At 64.7% G+C, this 24,099-nt stretch carries 21 protein-coding genes; 11 read left to right on the top strand and 10 right to left on the bottom strand.

Annotated features, from left to right (window positions below):
• Positions 1 to 162: 162 nt before the first annotated feature.
• Entirely contained in the window at positions 163 to 1,509 is a 1,347-nt protein-coding gene (gene algB / locus HU772_RS00480; protein ID WP_186652692.1) for a sigma-54-dependent response regulator transcription factor AlgB, read from the top strand.
• Positions 1,506 to 3,284: a KinB sensor domain-containing domain gene (locus tag HU772_RS00475; protein ID WP_186652693.1), complete on the top strand. Its 1,779-nt coding sequence runs from the start codon at positions 1,506 to 1,508 to the stop codon at positions 3,282 to 3,284. Before algB ends, HU772_RS00475 begins: the two co-directional genes overlap by 4 nt.
• 21 nt (positions 3,285 to 3,305) lie before the next feature.
• Here the strand turns inward: HU772_RS00475 and HU772_RS00470 are convergent, their stop codons facing one another.
• The 7 genes from HU772_RS00470 to HU772_RS00440 form a co-directional block, all read right to left on the bottom strand.
• Positions 3,306 to 4,925 carry an EAL domain-containing protein gene (locus tag HU772_RS00470; protein ID WP_186652695.1) on the bottom strand — a complete coding sequence of 540 codons (1,620 nt, stop codon included), beginning with the start codon at positions 4,923 to 4,925 and terminating at the stop codon, positions 3,306 to 3,308.
• Positions 4,926 to 5,024: 99 nt separating this feature from the next.
• Positions 5,025 to 5,801: an N-acetylmuramoyl-L-alanine amidase gene (locus HU772_RS00465; RefSeq protein ID WP_186652697.1), complete on the bottom strand. Its 777-nt coding sequence runs from the start codon at positions 5,799 to 5,801 to the stop codon at positions 5,025 to 5,027.
• Positions 5,802 to 5,893: 92 nt separating this feature from the next.
• Positions 5,894 to 7,882, bottom strand: a complete 1,989-nt coding sequence (locus HU772_RS00460) for a diguanylate cyclase (RefSeq protein WP_186652700.1) — start codon at positions 7,880 to 7,882, stop codon at positions 5,894 to 5,896.
• 97 nt (positions 7,883 to 7,979) lie between these two features.
• Positions 7,980 to 8,834 (bottom strand): endonuclease/exonuclease/phosphatase family protein, encoded by an 855-nt coding sequence (locus HU772_RS00455; RefSeq protein WP_186652702.1) that lies wholly within the window; start codon positions 8,832 to 8,834, stop codon positions 7,980 to 7,982.
• 12 nt (positions 8,835 to 8,846) lie between these two features.
• Positions 8,847 to 9,482: a thiol:disulfide interchange protein DsbA gene (gene dsbA, locus HU772_RS00450; RefSeq protein WP_186652704.1), complete on the bottom strand. Its 636-nt coding sequence runs from the start codon at positions 9,480 to 9,482 to the stop codon at positions 8,847 to 8,849.
• A 174-nt stretch (positions 9,483 to 9,656) separates the two neighbouring features.
• A complete protein-coding gene (locus HU772_RS00445) occupies positions 9,657 to 10,274 on the bottom strand; it encodes a c-type cytochrome (protein ID WP_186652706.1) in 618 nt (205 codons plus the stop codon).
• Between the two features lie 31 nt (positions 10,275 to 10,305).
• Positions 10,306 to 10,608, bottom strand: coding sequence for a c-type cytochrome (locus tag HU772_RS00440; RefSeq protein ID WP_050703202.1), 303 nt, complete (start codon positions 10,606 to 10,608; stop codon positions 10,306 to 10,308).
• Positions 10,609 to 10,816: 208 nt separating this feature from the next.
• On the opposite strand from HU772_RS00440, the gene yihA reads away from it, so the two are divergent.
• On the top strand, positions 10,817 to 11,449 hold the full coding sequence (gene yihA, locus HU772_RS00435; protein WP_186652709.1) for a ribosome biogenesis GTP-binding protein YihA/YsxC: 633 nt from the start codon (positions 10,817 to 10,819) through the stop codon (positions 11,447 to 11,449).
• Positions 11,450 to 11,914: 465 nt separating this feature from the next.
• On the opposite strand, the gene polA is transcribed toward yihA, so the two are convergent.
• Entirely contained in the window at positions 11,915 to 14,662 is a 2,748-nt protein-coding gene (polA, locus tag HU772_RS00430; protein WP_186652711.1) for a DNA polymerase I, read from the bottom strand.
• A gap of 74 nt (positions 14,663 to 14,736) precedes the next feature.
• Here polA and HU772_RS00425 point away from each other — a divergent pair, with 74 nt between their 5' ends.
• Together HU772_RS00425 and HU772_RS00420 are read left to right on the top strand one after the other, a co-directional pair.
• A complete protein-coding gene (locus HU772_RS00425) occupies positions 14,737 to 15,024 on the top strand; it encodes a DUF2782 domain-containing protein (protein ID WP_186652723.1) in 288 nt (95 codons plus the stop codon).
• Between the two features lie 72 nt (positions 15,025 to 15,096).
• Positions 15,097 to 16,047 (top strand): homoserine kinase, encoded by a 951-nt coding sequence (locus tag HU772_RS00420; protein WP_186652725.1) that lies wholly within the window; start codon positions 15,097 to 15,099, stop codon positions 16,045 to 16,047.
• A 60-nt stretch (positions 16,048 to 16,107) separates the two neighbouring features.
• On the opposite strand, the gene HU772_RS00415 is transcribed toward HU772_RS00420, so the two are convergent.
• Positions 16,108 to 17,064: a zinc ABC transporter substrate-binding protein gene (locus HU772_RS00415; protein WP_189664849.1), complete on the bottom strand. Its 957-nt coding sequence runs from the start codon at positions 17,062 to 17,064 to the stop codon at positions 16,108 to 16,110.
• A gap of 18 nt (positions 17,065 to 17,082) precedes the next feature.
• Between HU772_RS00415 and zur the strand changes: the two genes are divergently transcribed.
• The 4 genes from zur (at position 17,083) to HU772_RS00395 (ending at position 19,949) form a co-directional block, all read left to right on the top strand.
• The gene (gene zur, locus HU772_RS00410; RefSeq protein WP_134689051.1) at positions 17,083 to 17,568 is read left to right on the top strand and encodes a zinc uptake transcriptional repressor Zur; all 486 of its coding nucleotides are present in this window, start codon (positions 17,083 to 17,085) and stop codon (positions 17,566 to 17,568) included.
• Positions 17,565 to 18,338, top strand: a complete 774-nt coding sequence (znuC, locus tag HU772_RS00405) for a zinc ABC transporter ATP-binding protein ZnuC (protein WP_186652734.1) — start codon at positions 17,565 to 17,567, stop codon at positions 18,336 to 18,338. The genes zur and znuC overlap by 4 nt, the downstream gene beginning before the upstream one ends.
• Positions 18,331 to 19,113, top strand: coding sequence for a zinc ABC transporter permease subunit ZnuB (gene znuB / locus HU772_RS00400; RefSeq protein ID WP_186652735.1), 783 nt, complete (start codon positions 18,331 to 18,333; stop codon positions 19,111 to 19,113). Before znuC ends, znuB begins: the two co-directional genes overlap by 8 nt.
• Positions 19,114 to 19,241: 128 nt before the next feature.
• The gene (locus HU772_RS00395) at positions 19,242 to 19,949 is read left to right on the top strand and encodes a PA5502 family lipoprotein (RefSeq protein WP_186652736.1); all 708 of its coding nucleotides are present in this window, start codon (positions 19,242 to 19,244) and stop codon (positions 19,947 to 19,949) included.
• Between the two features lie 85 nt (positions 19,950 to 20,034).
• Here HU772_RS00395 and katE read toward each other — a convergent pair whose 3' ends face one another.
• Entirely contained in the window at positions 20,035 to 22,179 is a 2,145-nt protein-coding gene (gene katE / locus HU772_RS00390) for a catalase HPII (RefSeq protein WP_186652740.1), read from the bottom strand.
• 224 nt (positions 22,180 to 22,403) lie between these two features.
• Between katE and HU772_RS00385 the strand changes: the two genes are divergently transcribed.
• Positions 22,404 to 23,411, top strand: a complete 1,008-nt coding sequence (locus tag HU772_RS00385; protein WP_186652741.1) for a methionine ABC transporter ATP-binding protein — start codon at positions 22,404 to 22,406, stop codon at positions 23,409 to 23,411.
• A complete protein-coding gene (locus HU772_RS00380; protein ID WP_186652743.1) occupies positions 23,411 to 24,082 on the top strand; it encodes a methionine ABC transporter permease in 672 nt (223 codons plus the stop codon). The genes HU772_RS00385 and HU772_RS00380 overlap by 1 nt, the downstream gene beginning before the upstream one ends.
• The last annotated feature ends 17 nt before the right edge of the window (positions 24,083 to 24,099 follow it).

Here is a 24,099-nt window from a genome sequence, read left to right as displayed (position 1 = left end):
GCCAGTGCAAAACGGGGAACCATCCTGCGGTTTTTCAATCACTTAACCATCATGAAGGCACTCGGCTAGCATGCATGGCGCGGAATCAATCAGAATTAACCATGCAACTTGCCCGATTTTTCCGACACTAATTGAGACCAATCCCAAAGGAGCGCAGGAAAAATGGAATCTGCCCAGGACAACCAAGGCCGCATTCTGTTGGTGGACGACGAGTCCGCCATCCTGCGTACCTTCCGCTACTGCCTCGAGGACGAAGGCTACAGCGTGGCCACCGCCAACAGCGCCGCCCAGGCTGAGACCCTGCTGCAACGCCAAGTGTTCGACCTGTGCTTCCTCGACCTGCGCCTGGGCGAGGACAACGGCCTGGATGTGCTGGCGCAGATGCGTATCCAGGCGCCGTGGATGCGGGTGGTAATAGTCACCGCCCACTCGGCCATCGACACCGCGGTGGACGCGATCCAGGCCGGCGCCGCCGATTACCTGGTCAAGCCGTGCAGCCCCGACCAGTTGCGCCTGGCCACCGCCAAGCAGCTGGAGGTACGCCAACTGTCCGCGCGCCTGGAAGCCCTCGAAGGCGAAGTACGCAAGCCCAAGGACGGCCTGGACTCCCACAGCCCGGCGATGATGGCGGTGCTGGAAACCGCCCGGCAGGTGGCGACCACCGACGCCAATATCCTCATCCTGGGCGAGTCCGGCACCGGCAAGGGCGAACTGGCACGCGCCATCCACGGCTGGAGCAAGCGCGCACGCAAGGCCTGTGTGACCATCAACTGCCCGTCGCTGAACGCCGAGCTGATGGAAAGCGAACTGTTCGGCCATACCCGCGGGGCCTTTACCGGCGCCAGCGAAAGCACCCTGGGGCGAGTCAGCCAGGCGGATGGCGGCACCCTTTTCCTCGACGAGATCGGCGACTTTCCCCTCACGTTGCAACCAAAACTGCTGCGTTTCATTCAGGATAAGGAATACGAGCGGGTCGGCGATCCAGTCACCCGCCGCGCCGATGTCCGCATTCTCGCCGCCACCAACCTCAACCTCGACGAGATGGTGCGCGAGAACCGCTTCCGCGAAGACCTGCTGTATCGCCTCAATGTGATCACCCTGCACTTGCCGCCACTGCGCGAGCGCAGCGAAGACATCCTGACCCTGGCCGACCGCTTCCTGGCGCGCTTCGTCAAGGAGTACGCGCGCCCGGCCCGAGGCTTCAGCGACGAGGCCCGCAGCGCGCTGCTCAACTACCGCTGGCCAGGCAACATCCGCGAACTGCGTAACGTGATCGAGCGCGCCAGCATCATCTGCCCACAGGAGCGTGTCGAAATCAGCCACCTGGGCATGGCTGAAGCCCAGGCCAGCAATGCTCCAAGGGTTGGCGCCGCGCTGAGCCTGGATGAGCTGGAACGGGCGCACATCGGCGCGGTGCTGGCCACCAGCGACACCCTCGACCAGGCTGCCAAGACCCTCGGTATCGACGCCTCCACCCTGTACCGCAAACGCAAGCAGTACAACCTATGAAATGGCCGATGAAGCTGCGCACGCGACTGTTCCTCAGCATTTCGGCGCTGGTGACGGTGGCGTTGCTGGGCCTGCTGCTGGGGCTGGTCAGCGTATTGCAGATGGCAACCTTGCAGCAGCGCCTGGTGCAGGACACCACCCATACCCTGTCACTGGGCCTGCAACTGCGGCAAAACCTCGGTGAACAGCTGAACCTGATGCTCGACCCCTATACCGACCCGAAGAGCCTGGTCACCTTGCAGAGCCAGTTCCAGGGCCTGCTCAACCAGGGCCTGGAGCAAGACGGCGAACGCACCGGCTTCAGCAAGGCCAGCAGCAACTACCAGGCCTTCCTCCAAGCCTACCGCGACAGCCCCGCGCCAGCGCGCAGCATGGGCGTCGAGCAACCCCTTGGCGCGGCCTTCAACCAGGTACGCAACGACTTGCTCGACTCACACAAGCAGGCGCTGGAACACATCGCCCGTAGCGAGGAACAGTCCCGCGATCACGCGCTGCTGGTCGGCGGTACCCTCGGCCTGATGGGCCTGACCGTGCTGGTGCTAGGCTTCATCACCGCGCACAACATCGCCCGGCGTTTCGGTCAGCCGATCGAAGCCCTGGCCAAGGCCGCCGACCAGGTCGGCCAGGGCAATTTCGACGTCACTTTGCCGGTGACCCAGGCCACCGAACTCAACCAACTGACCCGGCGCTTCGGCCTGATGGCCGATGCCTTGCGCAAGCACCAGGCCACCAACATCGACGAGCTGCTGGCCGGCCAGCAGCGTCTGCAGGCGGTGCTCGACAGCATCGATGACGGGCTGCTGATCATCGATCGCCAGGGGCGCCTGGAGCACCTCAACCCGGTGGCCCAGCGCCAGCTCGGCTGGGACCCCAGCCGCCTGGGGGTCAGCCTGGCCGAGGCGCTGCAACGCCCAGAGCTGGAACAGCAGCTGCGCCAGGTGCTGCGCGGCGGCAGCCTGGATCGCCCGCCCGACGACCTGAACCTGGAAGTGGACGAGGAAAGCCGCCTGCTGACCTACAGCCTGACCCCGGTCAGCCACCCCCAGGGGCCGATCCTCGGCGCGGTCATGGTGCTGCACGATGTCACCGAGCAACGCGCCTTCGAGCGGGTACGCAGCGAGTTCGTGCTACGCGCCTCCCATGAGTTGCGCACCCCGGTCACCGGCATGCACATGGCGTTCGGCCTGCTGCGCGAGCGCATCAGCTTCCCGCCCGAAGCCCGCGAGAGCGACCTGCTCGAGACCATCGGCGAGGAAATGCAGCGCCTGACCCAACTGATCAACGACCTGCTCAACTTCTCACGCTACCAGAGCGGCCTGCAGAAGCTGGCATTGGAGCCCTGCAACCTCGACGTCCTGTTCGAACGCGCCGAGCAGCGCTTCGCCGAACAGGCGGCAGCCAAGCAGATCGAGCTGGTGCGCGAACTGGAGCCCCCGCTGCCACGGCTGCAGGCCGATATTGCCCAGCTCGACAGAGTGCTCGACAACCTGCTGCACAACGCCATCCGCCACACCGGCCATGGCGGGCGCATCCGCCTGCATGCAAGGCGGCATGCCGAGCGGGTGATCATCAGCGTCGAGGACAGTGGCGAAGGCATCGCCTATGGTCAGCAAGGGCGAATCTTCGAGCCGTTCGTGCAAGTCGGGCGCAAGAAGGGCGGGGCTGGCCTGGGTTTGGCGCTGTGCAAGGAGATCGTGCAGTTGCACGGCGGACGCATGGGGGTGTTTTCGCGGCCTGGGCAGGGCACGCAGTTCTACATGGCCTTACCGGTCTGATTCATGGCGTAATCAACCGCGTTACGGCTCATCGTCGATACGCCGGCCCGCCACCCGCCGACCGCGGGTGATCAGCTCGGCGAACTGCCGGGCATTCAGCGGATGGGCGAACAGCCAGCCCTGGCCATAGTTGACCCCTTCGGCATTGAGCAGCACGGCCTGGTCCTCGCACTCGATGCCTTCGGCGATCACCCGCAGATGCAGGTCATGGGCCATGCGAATGATATGTGGCGCCACGCCGCTGCTGGCGGCGTCGTGACCGAGGGCATCGATGAACGACTTGTCGATCTTCAGGCAATCCACCGGCAGGGTCTGCAGGTAGGCCAGGCTGCAATAGCCGGTGCCGAAGTCATCGATCAATACCTGATGCCCCACCGCCCGCAACGCTTGCAGGTTGTCCCGCGCCACTACCACATCGATCAGGCCGCGCTCGGTCACCTCGAAGGCAATCTGGCTGGCGGCCACTCGGTGGTGTGCCAGCAGGCGTGCTGCCACCCGGCCAATGCGCGGCGCCATCACATCGCACGCCGCCAGGTTCACCGAGATGTACAACTGCCGGTTGGCGCGCAGCAACTGCCCCAGTTGCTCGAGCACCCGTTGCAGGACGAAGTCGGTGATCTGGCGGATCTGCCCGGTGTCCTCCGCCAACGGGATGAACAACTCCGGACTGGTCAGGCTGCCATCCGGACGGCGCCAGCGCACCAGCGCCTCGGCGCCGACACAGCGGCGACTGTCGAGCTCGAAGATCGGCTGGTACAGCACCTGCAGCTCGCCACGGCGCAGCGCCTGCTGCAGTTCGGAACTCATCGAACGGCGTTGCAGGATCAGCTGCAAGACCAACCAACCGATGCAACACGCCAGCACCAGGCTACCGGGAAACAGCAGCCAGAGCATGCCATTGAGCTTCAGCGGCAGGCTGGCCCTGGGTGCGATCAGCACCAGCTGATAGTCCGGCGATTTGGTCGACATCCGGTACACCAGGCGGTCGGGCAGTTCGACCAGCGACTTGTGCGACGGCGGCGGCCAATCGTCGGTGGGCGGCCAGTGCTGCTCCGGGCCGAGCACCGGAATCGCCCGGGTGCCACGGTCCAGCACCACCAACAGGCTGCCGCCGGCCGGCAGGTCGACCACATCGGTGAGATGGCCACGGGAGGTGGAGACCAGGAAGTTGCCACGCCCGAGCATCAGCGCCGCGAGGTTTTCATTGGGCTCGGTGGTGGTGTTGAGCCAGTAGCTGTAGGTCGGGCCCTGGATATCCGGCGTGCGCAGCGGCTCGATGACACGCTCGCCGCCACGGCTGGAGCAGGCCTGGGTGCCGCTGACATAGGCCGCCTCATAGATGAACCGCGACTTCAGCGCCACCTGCTGCAACTGGGCCAGCATGGCCGTGTCGCAGCCCCGCAAAGGCTGCGCCTGCAGTTGATCGACGCCCTCGCGCAACTGGCCGAACACTTGCTCCAGGCGCTCGAGAAAGCGCTCGCCCCGGGCGTTCATCTGCGCGCTTTCGTTCTGCGTCATCTGCTGGAGGGTCACCCCGACGCTGGCGGCCAGCAACAGCGCGGCGCTGGCCAGGGCCGCGAGAGCGGCCAGCAGCCAGGGCCGGTGGAAAAATTGACGCACCACGGCGAACAGGGCAGACATGCACGGCATCCAGTTGAATACCAAAGGTATAGCAACGGATTCAGCAGTTGGCGCGGCCGTTGGGCATATGCGCTCCCCGGTAGACGCCGGCAAGGCCGGCTAGCGCTTGCGATTGAGTACCTGCAGCATCGCCGCCGTTTGCGCATCCGGCATGCCATCGAAACGCTGTGGGCGGAAACGCATCTGGAACGCCGCGATCACATGACGGGTGGCTACATCCAGCTCGCCGGTCTGGTCGATGGCATAGCCAAAGCGCGCCAGTTGCTGCTGGTACCAGGTCACGGTCGGCGGATTGACCTCGAAATACGCCTGCTGGCGCGCCACGGCGCCGGCATCAGGCCAGACGCCCAGGCCGGCGTCGGCCAGGCGTTTCCAGGGGAACAGCGGGCCCGGGTCAAGCTTGCGCAGGGGGGCAATGTCGCTGTGGCCGATGATGTGTCGGGGGTCGATGTTGTTGCGCTTGACGATGTCCTTGAGCAAGGCGATCAGCGCCTGTACCTGTGCCTCGCTGTACGGATGCCAGACCCGCCCGGAAGGGGTATCGGTGTAGCCCGGGTTGACGATCTCGATGCCGATGGAGCTGGAGTTGAGCCAGGTACGCCCCTGCCATTGGCTATCACCGGCGTGCCAGGCGCGACGATTCTCGTCCACCAACTGGTAGACCGTGGCCGGGCCATCGCCGATCAGATAGTGGCTGCTGACCTCACCGTGGGTGAGCAGGGCGAGCGAGCGCTCCAGCGACGCGTTGGTGTAATGCAGCACGACGAACTGGATACGGCTGTCCTGGTTCGCCGAAGGGTGGCTGCGATCGATGCGCAGGCCACTGGAGCAACCGGCCAGGGCAAGCAGGAGCAGGGCGGTGAAAAGTCTTTTCATTGCGGGGAACACGTCATGAGGTAGGCGGCATTAGCGCTACAGTATAACGTGCTCCGCGCATCGGATCGCCATGCCTCCGATCACAGGCAGGCTCACGCCTGCTCGACTCGGTTGCGGCCGTTGTCCTTGGCCCGGTACAGCGCCTCGTCCGCGCGCTTGAGCACCTGGTCGCTGCGCTCGCCGGAGCGGAAGGCGCTCAGACCGATGGATGTGGTGATCACCACCCGCTCGCCCTTGAAGTGGAACGGGCAGGCTTCGATCGCCGCGCGCAGCGCTTCGACCACCTGCACCGCAGCCGGTGGCGAGGTCTGCGGCAGCAGCAGGACGAATTCCTCGCCGCCAAAGCGGGCGATGAAGTCGCGGCCACGCAGGCGCTTGCGCAATTGCTCGGCGACGATTTTCAACACCTTGTCGCCAGCCAGGTGACCGTAGCCATCGTTAATGCGCTTGAAGTGGTCGAGGTCGAGAATGGCCATCGCCAGGTGACCGCCGTTGTCCTGCCACTCGAGCACCTCGCGCTCGACCCGCTCGGACCAGGCGGCGCGGTTGGGCAGGCCGGTCAGCGGATCGATCATCGCCTTCTGCCGCTGCTCCTCGAGGTGCTCGCGGTAACCCTGAGCTTCCTGTTCCATGCTCGCCACCCGCTCGGCCAGGCCTTGCAGGCGACCGGCCAGCTCTTGTTCACGACGATCGCGCTCATGCTGGTGTTCGTCCATGGTGACCAACAAGCCTTCAAGGCGGTTCTCGAGGATGTGCTTGAGGCTGTCGACATCGACGGCGCCCTGTACGCTGCTCTGCAGGCCATCGACCTGCTCGCGCAACTGGCTGTCCAGTTCACGGGCGGCGGAACTGTTGTCGGCATGACCCGCGCTGGCTTCGTGCAAGTGGCTCTGGAAGCTTTCCAGGCGTTCGTTGAGCTCCTGCAGGTAGGCCTCGAACTCATGCTGGCCACTGTCGGTGATCGCCAGCATGAGCACGGCCAGGTCATCCAGCACCGGGATCAGCTCATACCAGTTGAGGCCTCGCGAGACGCGTTCGCGCATCTCCAGGGCCTGAGCCTTGTGACGCTCGGGCAGGCTGAGATCGTCGAGCAGACCGATCAGGGTCTGCTCGATATGGGCCGCGACTTGGCTGTAGGGCGGCTCGACGGCATCGGGCAGGGCATAGGGGCCATCCTCGCCGGGACTGTCCTCGGCCGGTGCCTCATCACCCTCCGGCAGGATTTCCGGCGCATCGACTACTGCCGGCTGTTCAGCCTCGACGGGCGTGGGCTCGGGCTCGACCGGCACTGCGGGCGCCAACTCCTCGGGCTGAGGCTGGGGCTCGAGCGCAACCACGGGGGTGGTCTCGACCAGCGCCGGGCCTGGCAACTCGAGCTCGACGACCGGGGCCGCGTCCTCAGGCACCGCGACCGTCTCGTGCCGCGCCAGTGGCGCGGGGGGCAAGGCGTGCAATTCATCGGCGTCCTGTGGCGCGGCAACTGGCGCCGCCGGCACAGGTGATGGGAGCGGTACTTCGGCCGCGACGGGCACCAGCGCCAGGTCGGTCGGCGCCTCTTCGCGGCCACCGAACAGGCGTTGCAGGAACCCCGGCCGGGCGTCCTCGTCTGGCCGTTGCACGGCACTCAGGGCGCGCCCCTGCAGGCCACTGAGCTCCCCCAGCAAAGGCGGCAATTCGCGGGACTGGCTGACGCCGCCATCGAGCTTTTTCGCCAGTTTCTTCAGCGGGCGGGCGACATCGCCCGGCAGGGGCAAAGTCTGCAACTGGGTAACCAGTGCCGTCAGCGCCTCGCTGACCTGGTTCATGCGCGTCTCGCGGCGCTGCTCGGAATCGAGCACGGCTTTTTCCAGGCGCGGAATCAGCCCGGCCAGCCCGGCATCCATGTTGTCGCCACGGATGACCTCGCGCATTTCCTTCATGCACTGGTCAACGATCTTGTCGCTGCCTTCCGCCGCCAGGGTGCTGCGCACCAGGCCACGGCGCAGCAGGTCGAGGCGGGCTTCCCAGCGCCGCTCGAGCTTTTCCTGCTGCTCGATGCTCTTGAGGTATTTTTCTTTCCAGCGCTCGGCTTCTTCGGTCATGCCTGATTCCGCAACGGGTGGTGGCATCTAGTCCTGTAATCACTGGATTTCGGCGGAAAAGCCGAACACTTGAGGGCATGACTCGCCCTTGGCAGGCCTAGCTGGGGATCGGCAGCGTATCCACAGTCAGGGCATCAGGCAATCGGATCTCGACGGCGACCGGAAGGTGGTCGGAAATCGGTTGGGCCAGCACCTCGACCCGCTCCAGGGCCAGACTCGGGCTGAGCAGGATATGGTCAAGGCAGCGCTGTGGCCGCCAACTCGGAAAGGTGGCCTCGACCTGGGGCGCGACCAGGCCCAGGTCGCGCAGCGGCGAGTGTTCGAGCAGGTCGCTGGCGTGGGTGTTCATGTCACCCATGAGGACCTGGTGGCGATAGCCGCCGATCAACTCGCGAATGTAAGCCAGCTGGCGGACGCGGGTCTTGGCGCCCAGGGCCAGGTGCATCACCACCACGATCAGCGCGTCCTCACCCTCGCCAAAACGCACCAGGATCGCTCCTCGCCCTGCGGGGCCAGGCAAGGGGTGGTCTTCCAGGTGCTGGGGCTTGAGGCGGCTGAGCACGCCGTTGCTGTGCTGGGCGAAGCGTCCGAGGTTGCGATTGAGCTGCTGGTACCAGTAGGGAAAGGCGCCCAGCTGGGCAAGATGCTCGACCTGGTTGACGTAGCCCGAGCGCAGGCTGCCGCCATCGGCTTCCTGCAAGGCCACCAGGTCGAAATCACCGAGCAGCTCGCCGATCTTCTGCAGGTTGCCGGCGCGGCCATTGTGCGGCAGCAGGTGCTGCCAGCTGCGGGTCACGTAATGGCGATAACGCTCGGTGCTGATACCGACCTGGATATTGAAACTGAGCAGCCGCAGACGACCATCGGCCGGCAGGCCGGTGGCCTGCAGGTGATGCTCGTTGACCTGCGGCTGGTGCAGGCCGACGCTTCGGGTGGAACGAAAGCGGCCCATGGCGCTCGCCGCTTACTTAGCGGCGCGCTCCTTGGCGATCAGCTGGTCGGCGACGTTCAGCACGCCCTCAGGACCGCCAGCGGTACCCAGGTCGAAGCGGTACTTGCCATTGACCACCAGGCTTGGAACGCCAGTAATTTCGTACTTTTTGGCGAGCTCTTTGGCCTGGTTGACCTGGCCTTTAATGGCGAATGAGTTGAAGGTGGCCAGGAACTTGTCCTTGTCCACGCCCTGGGTGGCCAGGAAATCGGCCATTTCTTCAGGCTTGGTCAGGCGCATGCGCTTGTTCTGGATGGCGTCGAATACGGCAGCGTGGACGTTGTGCTCGACGCCCATGGCTTCGAGGGTCAGGAACATCTGGCCGTGGGCATCCCACGGGCCGCCGAACATGGCGGGTACGCGCTTGAAGTTGACGTCCTTCGGCAGCTTTTCAGCCCAGGGGTTGATGGTCGGCTCGAAGTGGTAGCAGTGCGGGCAGCCGTACCAGAACAGCTCGACGACTTCGATCTTGCCTGGCACCGACACCGGGACGGGGTTGCTCAGCTCGATATATTCCTTGCCGGCGGTGGCAGGTTCAGCGGCCTGCACGGCGGCCATACCGAATACGCTGGCGGCGACCAGCGCAGCGCTGAGAATCAGTTTACGCATGCTTTACTCCTGAGCAGTCTTTGGTCGCCTCGACGCGACCTGCGTAGGACAGGCCGGGAAGGGCTCGAGTTCTGTAGTGTAACGGCTATGGACAGAAAAAAGGGCAGCGCGGGCTGCCCTTTTCATCTTTAGCGCTGAAGCATTAACCGAGTGTTAACGCCCGGACCTAGAGGATCAGTGCAGGCCCTGGATGTAGCTGGACAGCGCTTCGATGTCCTTGTTGCTCAGCTTGCCGGCGATGGTGCGCATGGTCATGGCGTCACCGTCGTTGGTGCGGTTGCCTTCGCGGAAGTCGGTCAGCTGCTTGCCGACGTACTGGGCGTGCTGGCCACTGAGATGGGGGAAACCCGCCAAGGCGATGCCCGCGCCATTGGGTGAGTGGCAACCGGTGCAGGCCGGCATGCCTTTCTCGAGGTCGCCGCCGTTGAACAGCGCGCGGCCACGCTCGACCAGCTTCGGATCGGCGGCGCCGACGCTGCCTTTCTGGCTGGCGAAGTAGGCGGCGATGTCGGCCATGTCCTGGTCGTTGAAGTTGGCCAGCATGCCGGTCATCTCCAGCACGGTACGCTTGCCGGACTTGATGTCGTGCAGTTGTTTTTCGAGGTAGCGCTGGCCTTGGCCGGCGAGTTTCGGGAAGTTCGGCGCCAGGCTATTGCCGTCGGGGTTGTGGCAGGCGCCACAGACGGCAGTCTTGGCCTGGCCGGCGGCGGCGTCGCCCTTGATAGGTTCTGCAGCAGTGGCCGCACCTGCGACACCCATGGTCAACAGCAGACTCACGACTAGTTTGTTCATCAGCTAATCCAACACGGCTAAGGGTGAAATGTTATGTATCGGGACTGCCGCTCATCCAAAGGATGACCAAACGGTAGTCCTCGGCACTGCAGTCCATGCACAATCCACGCGGCGGCATAGCCTTGAAACCCTGTGTAACATGCACCACCAGTTGCTCCATGCCTCGCGCCAGCCTTGGCTCCCAGGCCGCCCGGTCACCGCTTTTAGGTGCCTGGGGCAGTTGTCCGGCGTGACAGGCCGCGCACGTGCGGTTGTACAACGCCTCGGGATCCTGTGTAGCCTGTGCGCTGAAAAACGGCAGGAACATACCGACAGCAAGCAGCCATTTCGCCATGCGAAACGACCTGACAGGGTTGGGGGCCGCGCTGCGTTCTGTTGCGCGAGCTATTGTTCGACACCCCATGCTCAATTGCCTTCGCTGGGCGAATGAGCACACAAAAACTGGGGCATTATATACTTCCGCCAGCCAAACGGAAACGACACCGCTTGCCAGGCCTGGTCCTACGCCTCCAGCGCTGGGCAACACCCACATCGGAAATCCCATGCAAGTCAAGAACCCCATCCTCGGCCTCTGCCAGAAAGCCAAATTCGCCCTCAGCGCCGCCAAGGTCGAACAATGCCCCGAAGACCAGGGTTACGAGGTGGCTTTCGCCGGCCGTTCCAACGCCGGTAAATCCAGTGCCCTCAACACCCTGACCCACGCCAGCCTGGCGCGCACCTCGAAGACCCCCGGGCGCACCCAACTGCTGAATTTCTTCAGTCTGGACGATGAACGGCGTTTGGTCGACCTGCCGGGCTACGGTTATGCAAAAGTGCCGATCCCGCTCAAGCAGCATTGGCAGAAACACCTGGAGGCCTACCTGGGCAGCCGCGAGTGCCTGCGCGGGGTGATCCTGATGATGGACACCCGTCACCCGATGACCGACTTCGACAAGATGATGCTCGACTGGGCCAAGGCCAGCGGCATGCCCATGCATATCCTGCTGACCAAGGCCGACAAGCTGACCCACGGCGCGGGCAAGAACACCCTGCTCAAGGTACAGGCGGAGATTCGCAAGGGCTGGGGTGACGGCGTGACCATCCAGTTGTTCTCGGCGCCCAAGCGCCTGGGCCTGGAAGAAGCCTACCGGGTGCTGGCGGACTGGATGGAGCTGGAAGACAAGCCGGTGGCCTGAAGGCTTGTGGGTGCAACTGTCTTGCTCAACTGCCAAAGCTAGCGCGGTCACTGTGGGAGCGGCTTCAGCCGCGAACACCGGCACAGCCGGTGCCAGGCACCGCGTCGCTTGCTTCGCGGCGGTGCGGCGGTCCGACAAGCCCGCTTCCACAGAGGCAGCACCCCGCCCAAACGCCGAATTACGGGCAAAAAAAACCCCGGACTTCATATGGGGAGGGGGAAGTTCGGGGTTCAAGTCCGGACCGCTAGGGCGGGGTCCGGGTATCTGCCAACACTTAACACAACATAGGAGCATCGAAAGGCTTCACCAGCCATTCAGTACCTCTGAGTGGCGGTTCACCGGATTAGTTCCGAGCCCCTGGAAACTATTTGCGATAGTTTCATGAAACTCCCGATCTAATGGCCTTCGGCCAGCTCCGGATCCGCGACACTACGCCGCAGATCCTACACAGCTTTCACGCTGCGTTTAGTGAGCTTCGTCCCAATTCGCGCCAATGCCGACTTCCACCAGCAGCGGTACATCGAGTTGCGCGGCGCCACTCATGTAGCCACGAATTTCATCTTTCACCTGCTCGACCAGGTCCTCGCGTACCTCCAGCACCAGTTCGTCGTGCACCTGGAGGATCACCCGCGCATCCAGCCCGCTGTCGCTCAGCCAGTTGTCCACCGCCACCATGGCGCGCTTGATGATATCCGCCGCGGTGCCCTGCATCGGCGCGTTGATCGCCGTGCGCTCGGCGCCCTTGCGCAGGGCCGGGTTCTTGGCGTTGATGTCCGGCAGGTACAGGCGCCGGCCGAACAGGGTTTCGACGAAACCTTGCTCGGCGGCCTGGGCGCGGGTGCGCTCCATGTACGCCAGCACGCCGGGGTAGCGGGCGAAATAACGGTCGATGTAGTCCTGGGACTGCTTGCGATCGACGCCGATCTGCTTGGCCAGGCCGAACGCGCTCATGCCGTAGATCAGGCCGAAGTTGATCGCCTTGGCGCTGCGCCGCTGGTCGGTGGTCACCGCCTCCAGGGCCACACCAAACACCTCGGCGGCGGTGGCGCGGTGCACGTCCAGGTCGTTGCGGAAGGCATGCAGCAGGCCTTCGTCCTTGGCCAGGTGGGCCATGATGCGCAGTTCGATCTGCGAGTAGTCCGCCGCCAGCAGCTTGTAGCCTGGGCTGGCGACGAAGGCCTGGCGTATGCGCCGGCCTTCGGCGGTGCGAATCGGGATGTTCTGCAGGTTCGGGTCGTTGGACGACAGGCGCCCGGTGGCGGCCACGGCCTGCTGGTAGGAGGTGTGGATGCGCCCGGTACGCGGGTTGATCTGCTCGGGCAGCTTGTCGGTGTAGGTGTTCTTGAGCTTGCTCAGGCTGCGGTACTGCATCAGTACTTCGGGCAGCGGGTAGCCCTGTTCGGCCAGTTCATCGAGCACGGCCTCGGCCGTGGAAGGCTGGCCCTTGGCGGTTTTGCTCAACACCGGCATGCCGAGCTTGTCGTACAGGATCAGGCCAAGCTGCTTGGGCGAGCCCAGATTGAACACCTCACCGGCCAGCTCGAAGGCCTTGCTCTCCAGGTCGGCCATCTTCACGCCCAGCTCGCCACTCTGCACCTTCAGCAACGCCGCATCCACCAGTGCGCCCTGGCGCTCGATGCGCGCCAGCACGGGCACCAGCGGCATCTCGATGTCCATCAGCACGGGCATCACGCTCGGCGTTTCAGCCAAGCGTGCCTGCAACGCGTGGTGCAGACGCAGGGTGATGTCGGCGTCCTCGGCGGCATAGGGGCCGGCCTTGTCCAGGTGGATCTGGTTGAAGGTCAGCTGCTTGGCGCCTTTGCCGGCGATGTCCTCGAACGAGATGGTGGTGTGGTCCAGGTACTTCTGCGCCAGGCTGTCCATGTCGTGACGGGTGGCGGTGGAGTTGAACACGTAGGACTCGAGCATGGTGTCGTAGGCCACGCCACGCATCAGGATGGCCGGGCTGCCGTTGGCCAGGATATTGATGTCGTACTTGGCGTTCTGCCCGACCTTGCCCTTGGCTGGGTCTTCCAGCAGTGGCTTGAGCGCCAGCAATACGGCTTCACGGTCCAACTGCGCCGGAGCGCCTTCGTAGTCATGGGCCAGCGGCACGTAGGCGGCCTCGAACGGGGTGACAGCGAAGGATAGGCCGACCAGCTGCGCTTTCTGCGCGTCCAGGCCCGTGGTCTCGGTGTCGAAGGCAAACAGCGGCGCCTGGCGCAGTTTCTCCAGCCAGGCGTCGAAACGCGCCTGGTCGAGGATGGTTTCGTACGTTGGCTCGACCTTCTGCTCAGGTACTGCGGCGGCAACGACCGTGGTACCGGCCTGGGCCGCCTCGCGCTGCACGTCGGCGATCCAGCTCTTGAATTCCATCTCGGTGTACAGCGCCAGCAGTGCCTCGCGGTCGGGCTCGCCGCAAACCAGTGCATCGACCTCGACATCCAACTCGACGTCGCACTTGATGGTGGCCAGCTCATAGGACAGGAAGGCCGCGTCGCGGTGCTCCTCGAGCTTGGCCGGCAGGGTCTTGGCGCCACGGATGGCCAGGGCCGGGACCTTGTCGAGGTTCTGGTACAGGTCGCTCAAGCCGCCGCCGATACCGGTCAGCAGGCCTACCGCGGTCTTCTCGCCGACACCCGGCACGCCGGGAATGTTGTCGACCTTGTCACCCATCAGGGCCAGGAAGTCGATGATGTGCTCGGGGCCCACGCCGAACTTCTCGTGCACGCCGGCGACGTCCAGCACGCTGCCGGTCATGGTGTTGACCAGGGTGACGTGGCCGTCCACCAATTGGGCCATGTCCTTGTCGCCGGTCGAGATGATCACCGGGCGACCGGCCGCCGCGCTGCTGCGCGCCAGGGTGCCGATGACGTCATCGGCCTCCACGCCTTCGACACACAACAGCGGGTAGCCCAGGGCGCGGACACTGGCATGCAGCGGCTCGACCTGCACCCGCAGGTCGTCGGGCATGCTCGGGCGGTTGGCCTTGTACTCGGCGAACATGGCATCGCGGAACGTCCCGCCCTTGGCGTCGAAGACCACCGCGAACAAGCTGTCGGGGTATTGCTTGCGCAGGCTCTTGAGCATGTTCAGCACGCCCTTGACCGCGCCGGTGGGCATGCCTTTGGAGGTGGTCAGCGGCGGCAGCGCGTGAAAGGCGCGGTAGAGGTAGGACGAACCGTCCACCAGGACGAGGGGCGCTTGGCTCATGAGGAGAATCAACCTTTTCGGCGGGTCCGGAGCTAGAATAGCCGGATCAATGACGACAAAAGGACTAGGTTATCATGCGCACACTCAATCGCCTGTTACTGCTCGGTCTGCTGGCCACCATGCCAGCCGTCACCCTGGCGGCGGACGAAGCCCCATCGGCCGATCCCGATGTAACCATTCGCACGGAAGGCGACAAAACCATCCAGGAGTACCGGCAGAACGGTTTCCTGTATGCGATCAAGGTCACGCCGAAAGGCGGCAAGCCTTATTTCCTGGTACGCGCCGATGGCTCCGAAGGCAATTTCATTCGTTCCGACCAGCCGGACATGCTGATTCCGTCCTGGAAGATCTTCGAGTGGTAAGCTAGTAACGCGTATCGTTCTTATCAACCAGGCACTTCCGGGCGGAGGTGCCCGCATGGGCAATTCTTCAACATGTCAGTCTTCACCCCTGTGTCCCGGCCTGAGCTGGAAACCTTTCTGGCGCCGTACGAGCTGGGCCGCCTGCTTGATTTCCAGGGCATCGCCGCCGGTACCGAGAACAGCAACTTTTTCGTCAGCCTGGAAAAAGGGGAGTTCGTCCTCACACTGATCGAGCGCGGGCCGGCCGAAGACATGCCGTTCTTCATCGACCTGCTCGACGTGCTGCACGAGGCCGACATGCCTGTGCCCTACGCCGTGCGTGACCGCGACGGCCGAGGCCTGCGCGAGCTGTGCGGCAAGCCGGCGCTGCTGCAACCGCGGCTGTCGGGCAAACACGTCAAGGCACCGAACAACCAGCATTGCGCCCAGGTCGGCGAACTCCAGGCGCATATCCACCTGGCCACCCGCGAGCGAATGCTCGAGCGCCGCACCGACCGTGGCCTGGAGTGGATGCTCGAGGCTGGCGCCGAGCTGTTGCCGGGCCTGAGCACCGAACAGGCGGCGCTGCTGACCCCGGCACTGGACGAGATCCGCGCGCACAAGGCGCAGATCCTCGCCCTGCCCAAGGCCAACCTGCACGCCGACCTGTTCCGCGACAACGTGATGTTCGAAGGCACCCACCTGACCGGGCTGATCGACTTCTACAACGCCTGCTCCGGGCCGATGCTGTATGACATCGCCATCACCGTGAACGACTGGTGCCTGGACGAGCAGGGCGGCATCGACCTGCCACGCGCCCAGGCGCTGCTGGGTGCCTATGCGGCGCTACGGCCATTCACCGCCGCCGAGGCCGAGCTGTGGCCGGTGATACTGCGCGTGGCGTGCGTGCGCTTCTGGCTGTCGCGCTTGATCGCGGCGCAGGCATTTGCCGGGATGGATGTGATGATCCATGACCCGAGCGAGTTCGAGGTGCGCCTGGCGCAGCGCCAGCAGGTGGCGCTGAAGCTGCCGTTCGCCTTGTAACCGCGCCCGCTCCCACAACCTGTGGGAGCGGGTTTACCCGCGAAAGGGCCAGCCCTGGCGCTAGAGCTTTTCCAGGCAACCGCTCAGGTCACTGCCCAGTTTCTCCAGCAAGCGCTCATAACCCTTGGCATCCACCCTATCGCTGCCCCCCAGCGCATCCAGCTCCGCCAAACGCACCGGCAACCCCGCCGTCAACGTCTCGGCCAGGCGCGGGCGCAGTGGCGGCTCGCTGAACACGCAGGTCTTGCCCACTTCCTGCAGACGCTTGCGCATCGCGGCCACGTGCTGCGCGCCCGGCTGCACTTCGGACGCCACGCTGAACACGCCCGTGTGCTTCAGGCCGTAGGCCGCCTCGAAGTAGTCGAACGCCTCATGGAACACGAAGTACGGTTTGCCGGCGATGCCTGCCACGCGCTGCTTGATGCGCAGGTCAAGGGCATCCAGGCGCTCGACGAACTGTTTCAGGTTGGCCTGGTAACGCGTGGCGTTGGCCGGATCGGCTGCCGCCAGGTCGCCGGCCATCTGCGTCGCGATCACCCGGGCATTCACCGACGACAGCCACAGGTGCGCATCGAGGCTGCCCGGGCGGTGGTCATGGTCGTGATCGTCGTGGTCGTCCTCGTCATGGGAATGGCTGTCCTGGCCAAAGTGACGCAGTTGCATGCCCGCCAGCGACTGCACGGCCACGGTCGGCTTGGCACGGTTGCCCAGCACCCGGGGCAGGAAACCTTCCATGTCCGGACCGATCCAGTAGAGCAGGTCGGCATCGCCGACCTTGCGCACATCGGACGGGCGCAGCGCGTAGTTATGCGGGGAGGCGCCTGGCGGCAGCAGCACATCGGGGCTGCCGACACCGTCCTGGACGGCGGCGGCGATCTGCTGCAGAGGCTTGATACTGGTCAGCACACGCACGTCGGCGTTGGCCGAAACAGCGATGAAAGCGACAAACAGGGCAAGGAATCGGGACACGGTGGATACTCGGGTCGTCAGAAACAGGTAACATAATAACGTCTCCATCCAGAACCGTCGCTGCCCATGTCCATCACGCCACTGGCCCACCGCCCCCACGATCATTCCCATTGCGTCCACAGCGCGCTGGCCGAGGCCGATGCGCTGTGCAACCGCCAGGGTCTGCGCCTGACCGCCCTGCGCCGGCGGGTGCTGGAGCTGGTGTGGCAGAGCCACAAGCCATTGGGCGCCTACGACATCCTCGCCGTGCTCAGCGAGCAGGATGGCCGCCGCGCCGCGCCGCCCACCGTGTACCGCGCCCTGGACTTCCTCCTCGACAACGGCCTGGTGCACCGCATCGCCTCGCTCAACGCCTTCATCGGCTGCAGCCACCCCGAGCACGCGCACCAGGGCCAGTTCCTGATCTGCCGCGCCTGCCACGTGGCCATCGAGCTGGAACAGGACAGCATCAGCAACGCCATCGTCGACAGCGCCAAGGCCGTGGGTTTCGCCGTCGAGACCCAGACCGTCGAAGTGGTCGGCCTGTGCGGCAACTGCCGGGGCAAGGCATGAGCGACGCCCTGATCCGCCTCGAGCAGGTCGGCGTCAGCTTCGGCGGCGAGGCGGTGCTCGACAGCATCGACCTGTCGGTCGCCCCCGGGCAGATCGTCACCCTGATCGGCCCCAACGGCGCCGGCAAGACCACCCTGGTGCGCGCCGTGCTGGGCCTGCTCAAGCCGCACCGTGGCAAGGTCTGGCGCAAGCCGAAGCTGCGCATCGGCTACATGCCGCAGAAGATCCAGGTAGACGCCACGCTGCCCTTGTCGGTGCTGCGCTTCCTACGCCTGGTACCCGGCGTGGATCGCGCGGCCGCCTTGTCGGCGTTGCAGGAGGTCGGTGCCGAGCAGGTGATCGACAGCCCGATCCAGACCATTTCCGGCGGCGAAATGCAGCGCGTGCTGCTGGCCCGCGCCCTGCTGCGCGCGCCCGAGTTGCTGGTGCTGGACGAGCCGGTGCAAGGCGTCGACGTGGTCGGCCAGACCGAGCTGTACAACCTCATCACCCGCCTGCGCGACCGCCACGGCTGCGGCGTGCTGATGGTCAGTCATGACCTGCACCTGGTGATGAGCGCCACCGACCAGGTGGTCTGCCTCAACCGCCACGTGTGCTGCTCAGGCCACCCCGAGCAGGTCAGCAACGACCCGGCCTTCGTCGAGCTGTTCGGCCAGAACGCCCCAAGCCTGGCCGTCTACCATCATCATCACGATCACAGTCACGACCTGCATGGCGCCGTGATCGCCCCCGGCGCCCATGTCCACGGAGAGCACTGCAAGCATGGCTGATTTTCTTCTCTACGCCCTGCTTGCCGGTTTGTCCCTGGCGCTGGTGGCCGGCCCGCTGGGTTCATTCGTGGTGTGGCGGCGCATGGCCTATTTCGGCGACACGCTGTCCCATGCCGCGCTGCTGGGCGTGGCCCTGGGCTTCGCCCTGGACGTCAGCCCGGCACTGGCGGTGACCGTTGGCTGCCTGTTGCTGGCGATCCTGCTGGTCACCCTGCAACAGCGCCAGCCGCTGGCCTCGGACACCCTGCTTGGCATTCTGGCCCCCAGCACCCTGTCGCTGGGCCTGGTGGTGCTGAGTTTCATGCACGACGTGCGCATCGACCTGATGGCCTACCTGTTCGGTGACCTGCTGGCGATCAGCACCACGGACCTGGCCTGGATCCTTGGCGGCAGCGCCTTGGTGCTGGTGCTGCTGGCCGTGTTCTGGCGACCGCTGTTGGCCGTGACCGTGCACGAAGAGCTGGCCATGGTCGAGGGCCTGCCGGTGGCGGGCCTGCGCCTGGCGTTGATGCTGCTGATCGCGGTGGTGATCGCGGTGGCGATGAAGATCGTCGGCGTGCTGCTGATCACCTCGTTGCTGATCATTCCGGCCGCCGCGGCACAACGTCACGCCCGCTCGCCGGAACAGATGGCCCTGGGCGCCAGCCTGCTGGGTGTTACCGCAGTGTGCGGCGGCCTAGCGCTGTCGTGGTTCAAGGACACCCCGGCCGGACCGTCGATCGTGGTCTGCGCGGCAGTGCTATTCTTGCTGAGCCTGGCGTTGCCCAAACGCTGAAATATCTGGATGCGCGCAAGCGCATCCTGCAACCTTTTCACCGGTTGCAGGTCTGTAGGACTTGTTTTCGAGCGTGCGCACCTGGGTGTAGACTTGCTCGCTTTTTGCGCAAATAGAGAGTCGCAGGAATGAAGCCGTTCGCCTCACGTTATCTGCTTGTTGCCGCGTTTTCCCTGTTCCTGGCTGCGTGCTCCAGCACCCCGGCAGAACAGCCGAGCGCGCCTGCTCAACCGGATGCCTGGCAGCAGCTGGAACAAAGCATCGCCAGCAGCGAGCTGGCCACCGCCGAGGACCAGTTGGCCGCGCTGCAGGCGCAGGCTCCAAACGATCCGCGGGTCGAGCCGCACCAGCGCCAGCTGGCCGAAGCCTATCTGCAACGCAGCCAGATCGTGCTGCAAAAGGGCGATGTGAACGCTGCCGCCACCGCCCTGGCCCGTGCCCGTGCGTTGATGCCGCAAGCGCCCGCGCTGACCGGTGGTGACGCCATGGCCCAGGCACGCAAGGCCGAACTGGAAAAGGCCGAGGCCGCACTCAAGGCCGCCGAAGCCAAGCCCAAGGCACGCCTGATCGACCCGGCCGCGCCGTCTACCGTGGTGGCGCTGCAGACCACCGACAGCCGCGCCCTGCGTCGCCAGCTCGATGACATCGCCGCCGACGTGGTGAACTACCAGTGCGAGGTGGTCTTCCAGGTGCCGCGCACCCAGGACGCGCCGTGGCTCAAGACCCTGCTGGAGAAACGCGTGCGCAAGCTCGACAGCGGCTTCGCGTTGCAGCAGACCCATGAGATCCAGCGTTCGCTGCCGGCTCAGGTGGTGCTGGTTCCCCACCTGAAGTGAGATTTTTCGGGGCCGCTGCGCGCCCCATCGCGACACAAGGCCGCTCCTACAGGTGACCGCGAAATCCCTGTAGGAGCGGCCTTGCTTATGCAGGAATAGCCTCGACCGCCGCCTCCCGCGCCCACACCCGATGCCCCTCGACCGCCTTGAAGAAGGCCTCGAACGTCTTCCGATCATCGCCCAGCAATAATCCAGCATCCTCCTGCAACCCCAGCTTGTTCAGCAGCAGCTTGGCATCCACCGCCAACCCCATGGGCTTGAGGTGCTTGTAGGCCTCGAGCAGGAAGTGCTTGGCCACGCCACTGCTCTCCAATGCTTGCAACGATGCCTTGCCCGCTGGGACCCAGACCCCGTCGAACATCACCGACGGCATGCCCTCCATCGATGCATCCACCGCAAGCGCCTTGCCATCGGCAGTTTTCACCGCCGCCGAAGTCGGCCCCAGCAGCATCGGCCGCGCACGTTGCGCTTCTAGCGCCTTGACCACCTTGTCGACGCTCGCCGCGTCCACGCCATCGGCCACCAAAACAGCAACTTTGCGCCCGCTGATGCCGATATCACCGGGGTGGTTCATCTGGCTCAAGGCCTTGGACTGGCCGGGCTTGCTGTCCTTGACCTTGACCGTCCCGGCCTTCGGCACGGGTAGCCCGAGGTTGGCCGCCACCGCCGCCGCCAGCTTGAGATCGATGTTGGCCAGGATCTCGTTCACCTCCCGGGCACGAATCTCCTCACGCTCCACCTTGCCCAGCTCGAAGCTGTAGGCCTTGATGATGTGCTGCTGCTCGCTGGCGCTCATGCTGTGAAAGAACAGCCGCGCCTGGGAGAAGTGATCGCCGAACGACTCGCTGCGCTGGCGGATCTTGTGCGCATCGATACGCTCCTGGTAACTCTCGAAACCGCCATCGCGCGCAGCCGGCGGAGTTTCCTTCGGCCAGCCGCCATCGATCGAATTGGGTTCGTAGGACGCACGCCCCTTGTCGATGGTCATGCGGTGCATGGCATCGCGCTGGCTGCTGTGGTTGGCGGCAATCGGCCGGTTGATGGGGATTTCGTGGAAGTTCGGCCCACCCAGGCGGCTGATCTGCGTATCGGTATAGGAGAACAGCCGGCCTTGCAGCAACGGGTCGTTGGTAAAGTCGATGCCCGGCACGATATGCCCCGGGCAGAAGGCGATCTGCTCCACTTCGGCGAAGAAGTTATCCGGATTGCGGTCGAGCACCATCTTGCCCAGCGGCGTCACCGGCACCAGCTCCTCGGGGATGAGCTTGGTCGGGTCGAGCAGGTCGAACTCGAACTTGTGCTCGTCGGCCTCGGGGACAATCTGCACGCCCAGCTCCCACTCCGGGTAGTGCCCGGTCTCGATCGCATCCCATAGGTCGCGACGGTGGTAGTCGGCGTCCTTGCCGGCCAGCTTCTGGGCTTCGTCCCACAGCACCGAGTGCACGCCCTGGCGCGGCTTCCAGTGGAACTTGACGAAACTGGCCACGCCGTCGGCGTTTATCAGCCGGAAGGTATGCACGCCAAAGCCTTCCATCATGCGCAGGCTGCGCGGGATGGCACGGTCGGACATGGCCCAGATCACCATGTGCGCCGACTCCGGCACCAGCGAAACGAAGTCCCAGAACGTATCGTGGGCCGAGCCGCCGGTGGGCATCTCGTTATGCGGTTCAGGCTTCACCGCGTGAACGAAGTCCGGGAACTTGATGGCATCCTGGATGAAAAAAACCGGCATGTTGTTGCCGACCAGGTCGAAATTGCCCTCGTCGGTGTAGAACTTCACCGCAAAGCCGCGCACGTCACGCACCGTGTCGCCGGAGCCGCGCGGCCCCTGCACGGTGGAAAAACGCACGAACACCGGGGTGATGGCGTCCGGGTCCTGGAGGAAACCGGCCTTGGTCAGTTCGGCGTGACAGCCGTAGCTCTGGAAATAGCCGTGAGCCCCGGTGCCACGGGCATGAACGATGCGCTCGGGGATGCGCTCGTGGTCAAAGTGGGTGATCTTCTCGCGCATGATGAAGTCTTCGAGCAGCGAGGGCCCACGGGCTCCGGCCTTGAGGCTGTTCTGATTGTCGGCAACCTTCACCCCCTGGTTGGTCCGTAGCGCCTGGCCGCTGGCGTCGCTGCGGAAGTGTTCCAGACTCTGCAACTTGGCGTTGGTGTTGGCCCGATCGGGTGTCTGGGTGCCCGCCACCTGGCTTGCGCGTGGTTCCGGCGTGTTCTTGCTGGCCATGTCCGGCTCTCCTCATCAGTCTTCAGGCTGCCCCTGGGGGCTGGTTGAAGTAGTGACTGAGGCGTCGCGGCGAGCGTTCAATCTGGATTACCGGTTGTCGCGTTATGCCCGGCGAGTTGGATCAATCGGAAATAAGTGATAAGTACCGCTATCGAAAAAGGCTAAAATGCGCCACCCCGGCACACCGCCAGCCCAATTTCCATGCGCCCCACAAGGTTCGCTCAGTGATCGAGTTTCAAAACGTCCACAAGACCTACCGCGTCGCCGGTAGGGATATCCCGGCCCTGAACCCGACCAGCCTGACCATCGAAGATGGCCAGGTGTTCGGCCTGATCGGCCACTCCGGCGCCGGCAAGAGCACCATGCTGCGCCTGATCAACCGCCTCGAGGAGCCCTCCGGCGGCAAGATCGTCGTCGACGGCGAAGACGTCACCGCCTTCGACGCCAATCAGCTGCGCAGCTTCCGCCAGCAGGTCGGGATGATCTTCCAGCACTTCAACCTGCTGGCCTCCAAGACCGTCGCCGACAACGTCGCCTTGCCCCTGGTGCTGGCCGGCGAGCTGCCGCGCGCGCAGATCGACAAGCGCGTGACCGAACTGCTCGCCCGCGTCGGCCTGCAGGACCACGCCAAAAAGTATCCGGCCCAACTGTCGGGCGGGCAGAAGCAGCGCGTCGGCATCGCCCGCGCCCTGTCCACCAACCCGAAGATCCTGCTGTGCGACGAGGCCACCAGTGCCCTCGATCCGCAAACCACCGCCTCGGTGCTGCAACTGCTGGCGGAGATCAACCGCGAGCTGAAGCTGACCATCGTGCTGATCACCCATGAAATGGACGTGATTCGCCGGGTCTGCGACCGCGTGGCGGTGATGGATGCCGGGCAGATCGTCGAGCAAGGCCCGGTGGCCGAGGTGTTCCTGCACCCGCAGCACGCCACCACCAAGCGCTTCGTCCAGGAAGACGAGCAGGTCGACGAAAACGAGCAACGCGACGACTTCGCCCACGTACCGGGGCGCATCGTGCGCCTGACCTTCCAGGGTGACGCCACCTACGCGCCACTGCTGGGCACCGTGGCCCGCGAGACCGGGGTGGACTACAGCATCCTGGCCGGGCGCATCGACCGCATCAAGGACATTCCTTATGGCCAGCTGACCCTCGCTCTGATGGGTGGCGACATGGAAGCGGCGTTCGCCCGCTTCACGGCGGCTGACGTACATATGGAGGTACTGCGCTGATGGATATCCTGAACTACTTCGCCAACGTCGACTGGGTCGAGATCTGGCAAGCGACCAACGACACCATGGTCATGCTGTTCACCTCGCTGGTGTTCATCGTGCTGCTGGGGCTGCCCCTGGGCGTGGTGCTGTTCCTGTTCAGCCCGCGGCAGATGTTCGAGCACACCAAGTTCTATGCCGTGCTGGCGACCATCGTCAACATCGTGCGCTCGGTGCCGTTCATCATCCTGCTGATCGTGATGATCCCGGTCACGGTACTGATCACCGGGACCTCGCTGGGCGTCGCCGGCGCCATCCCGCCACTGGTGGTGGGCACCACGCCGTTCTTCGCGCGCCTGGTGGAAACCGCGCTGCGCGAGGTCGATCGGGGCATCATCGAAGCCACTCAGTCGATGGGCGCCACCACCCGCCAGATCATCTTCAAGGCCGTGCTGCCTGAAGCGATGCCGGGCATCATCGCCGCCATCACCGTGACCGCCATCACCCTGGTGTCCTACACCGCCATGGCCGGCGTGGTCGGCGCCGGTGGCCTGGGCGACCTGTCGATTCGTTTCGGCTACCAGCGTTTCCAGACCGACGTGATGATCGTCACCGTGGTACTGCTGGTGATCCTGGTCCAGGTGCTGCAGATGATCGGCGACAAGCTGGTCGTGCATTATTCCCGTAAGTAACCCCAATGGGGTCGGCC

Source organism: Pseudomonas xantholysinigenes, from assembly GCF_014268885.2.
GTDB lineage: Bacteria > Pseudomonadota > Gammaproteobacteria > Pseudomonadales > Pseudomonadaceae > Aquipseudomonas > Aquipseudomonas xantholysinigenes.
Note: the sequence above shows the minus strand (reverse complement) of the source record. Positions and strands in the feature narration are given on the sequence as shown.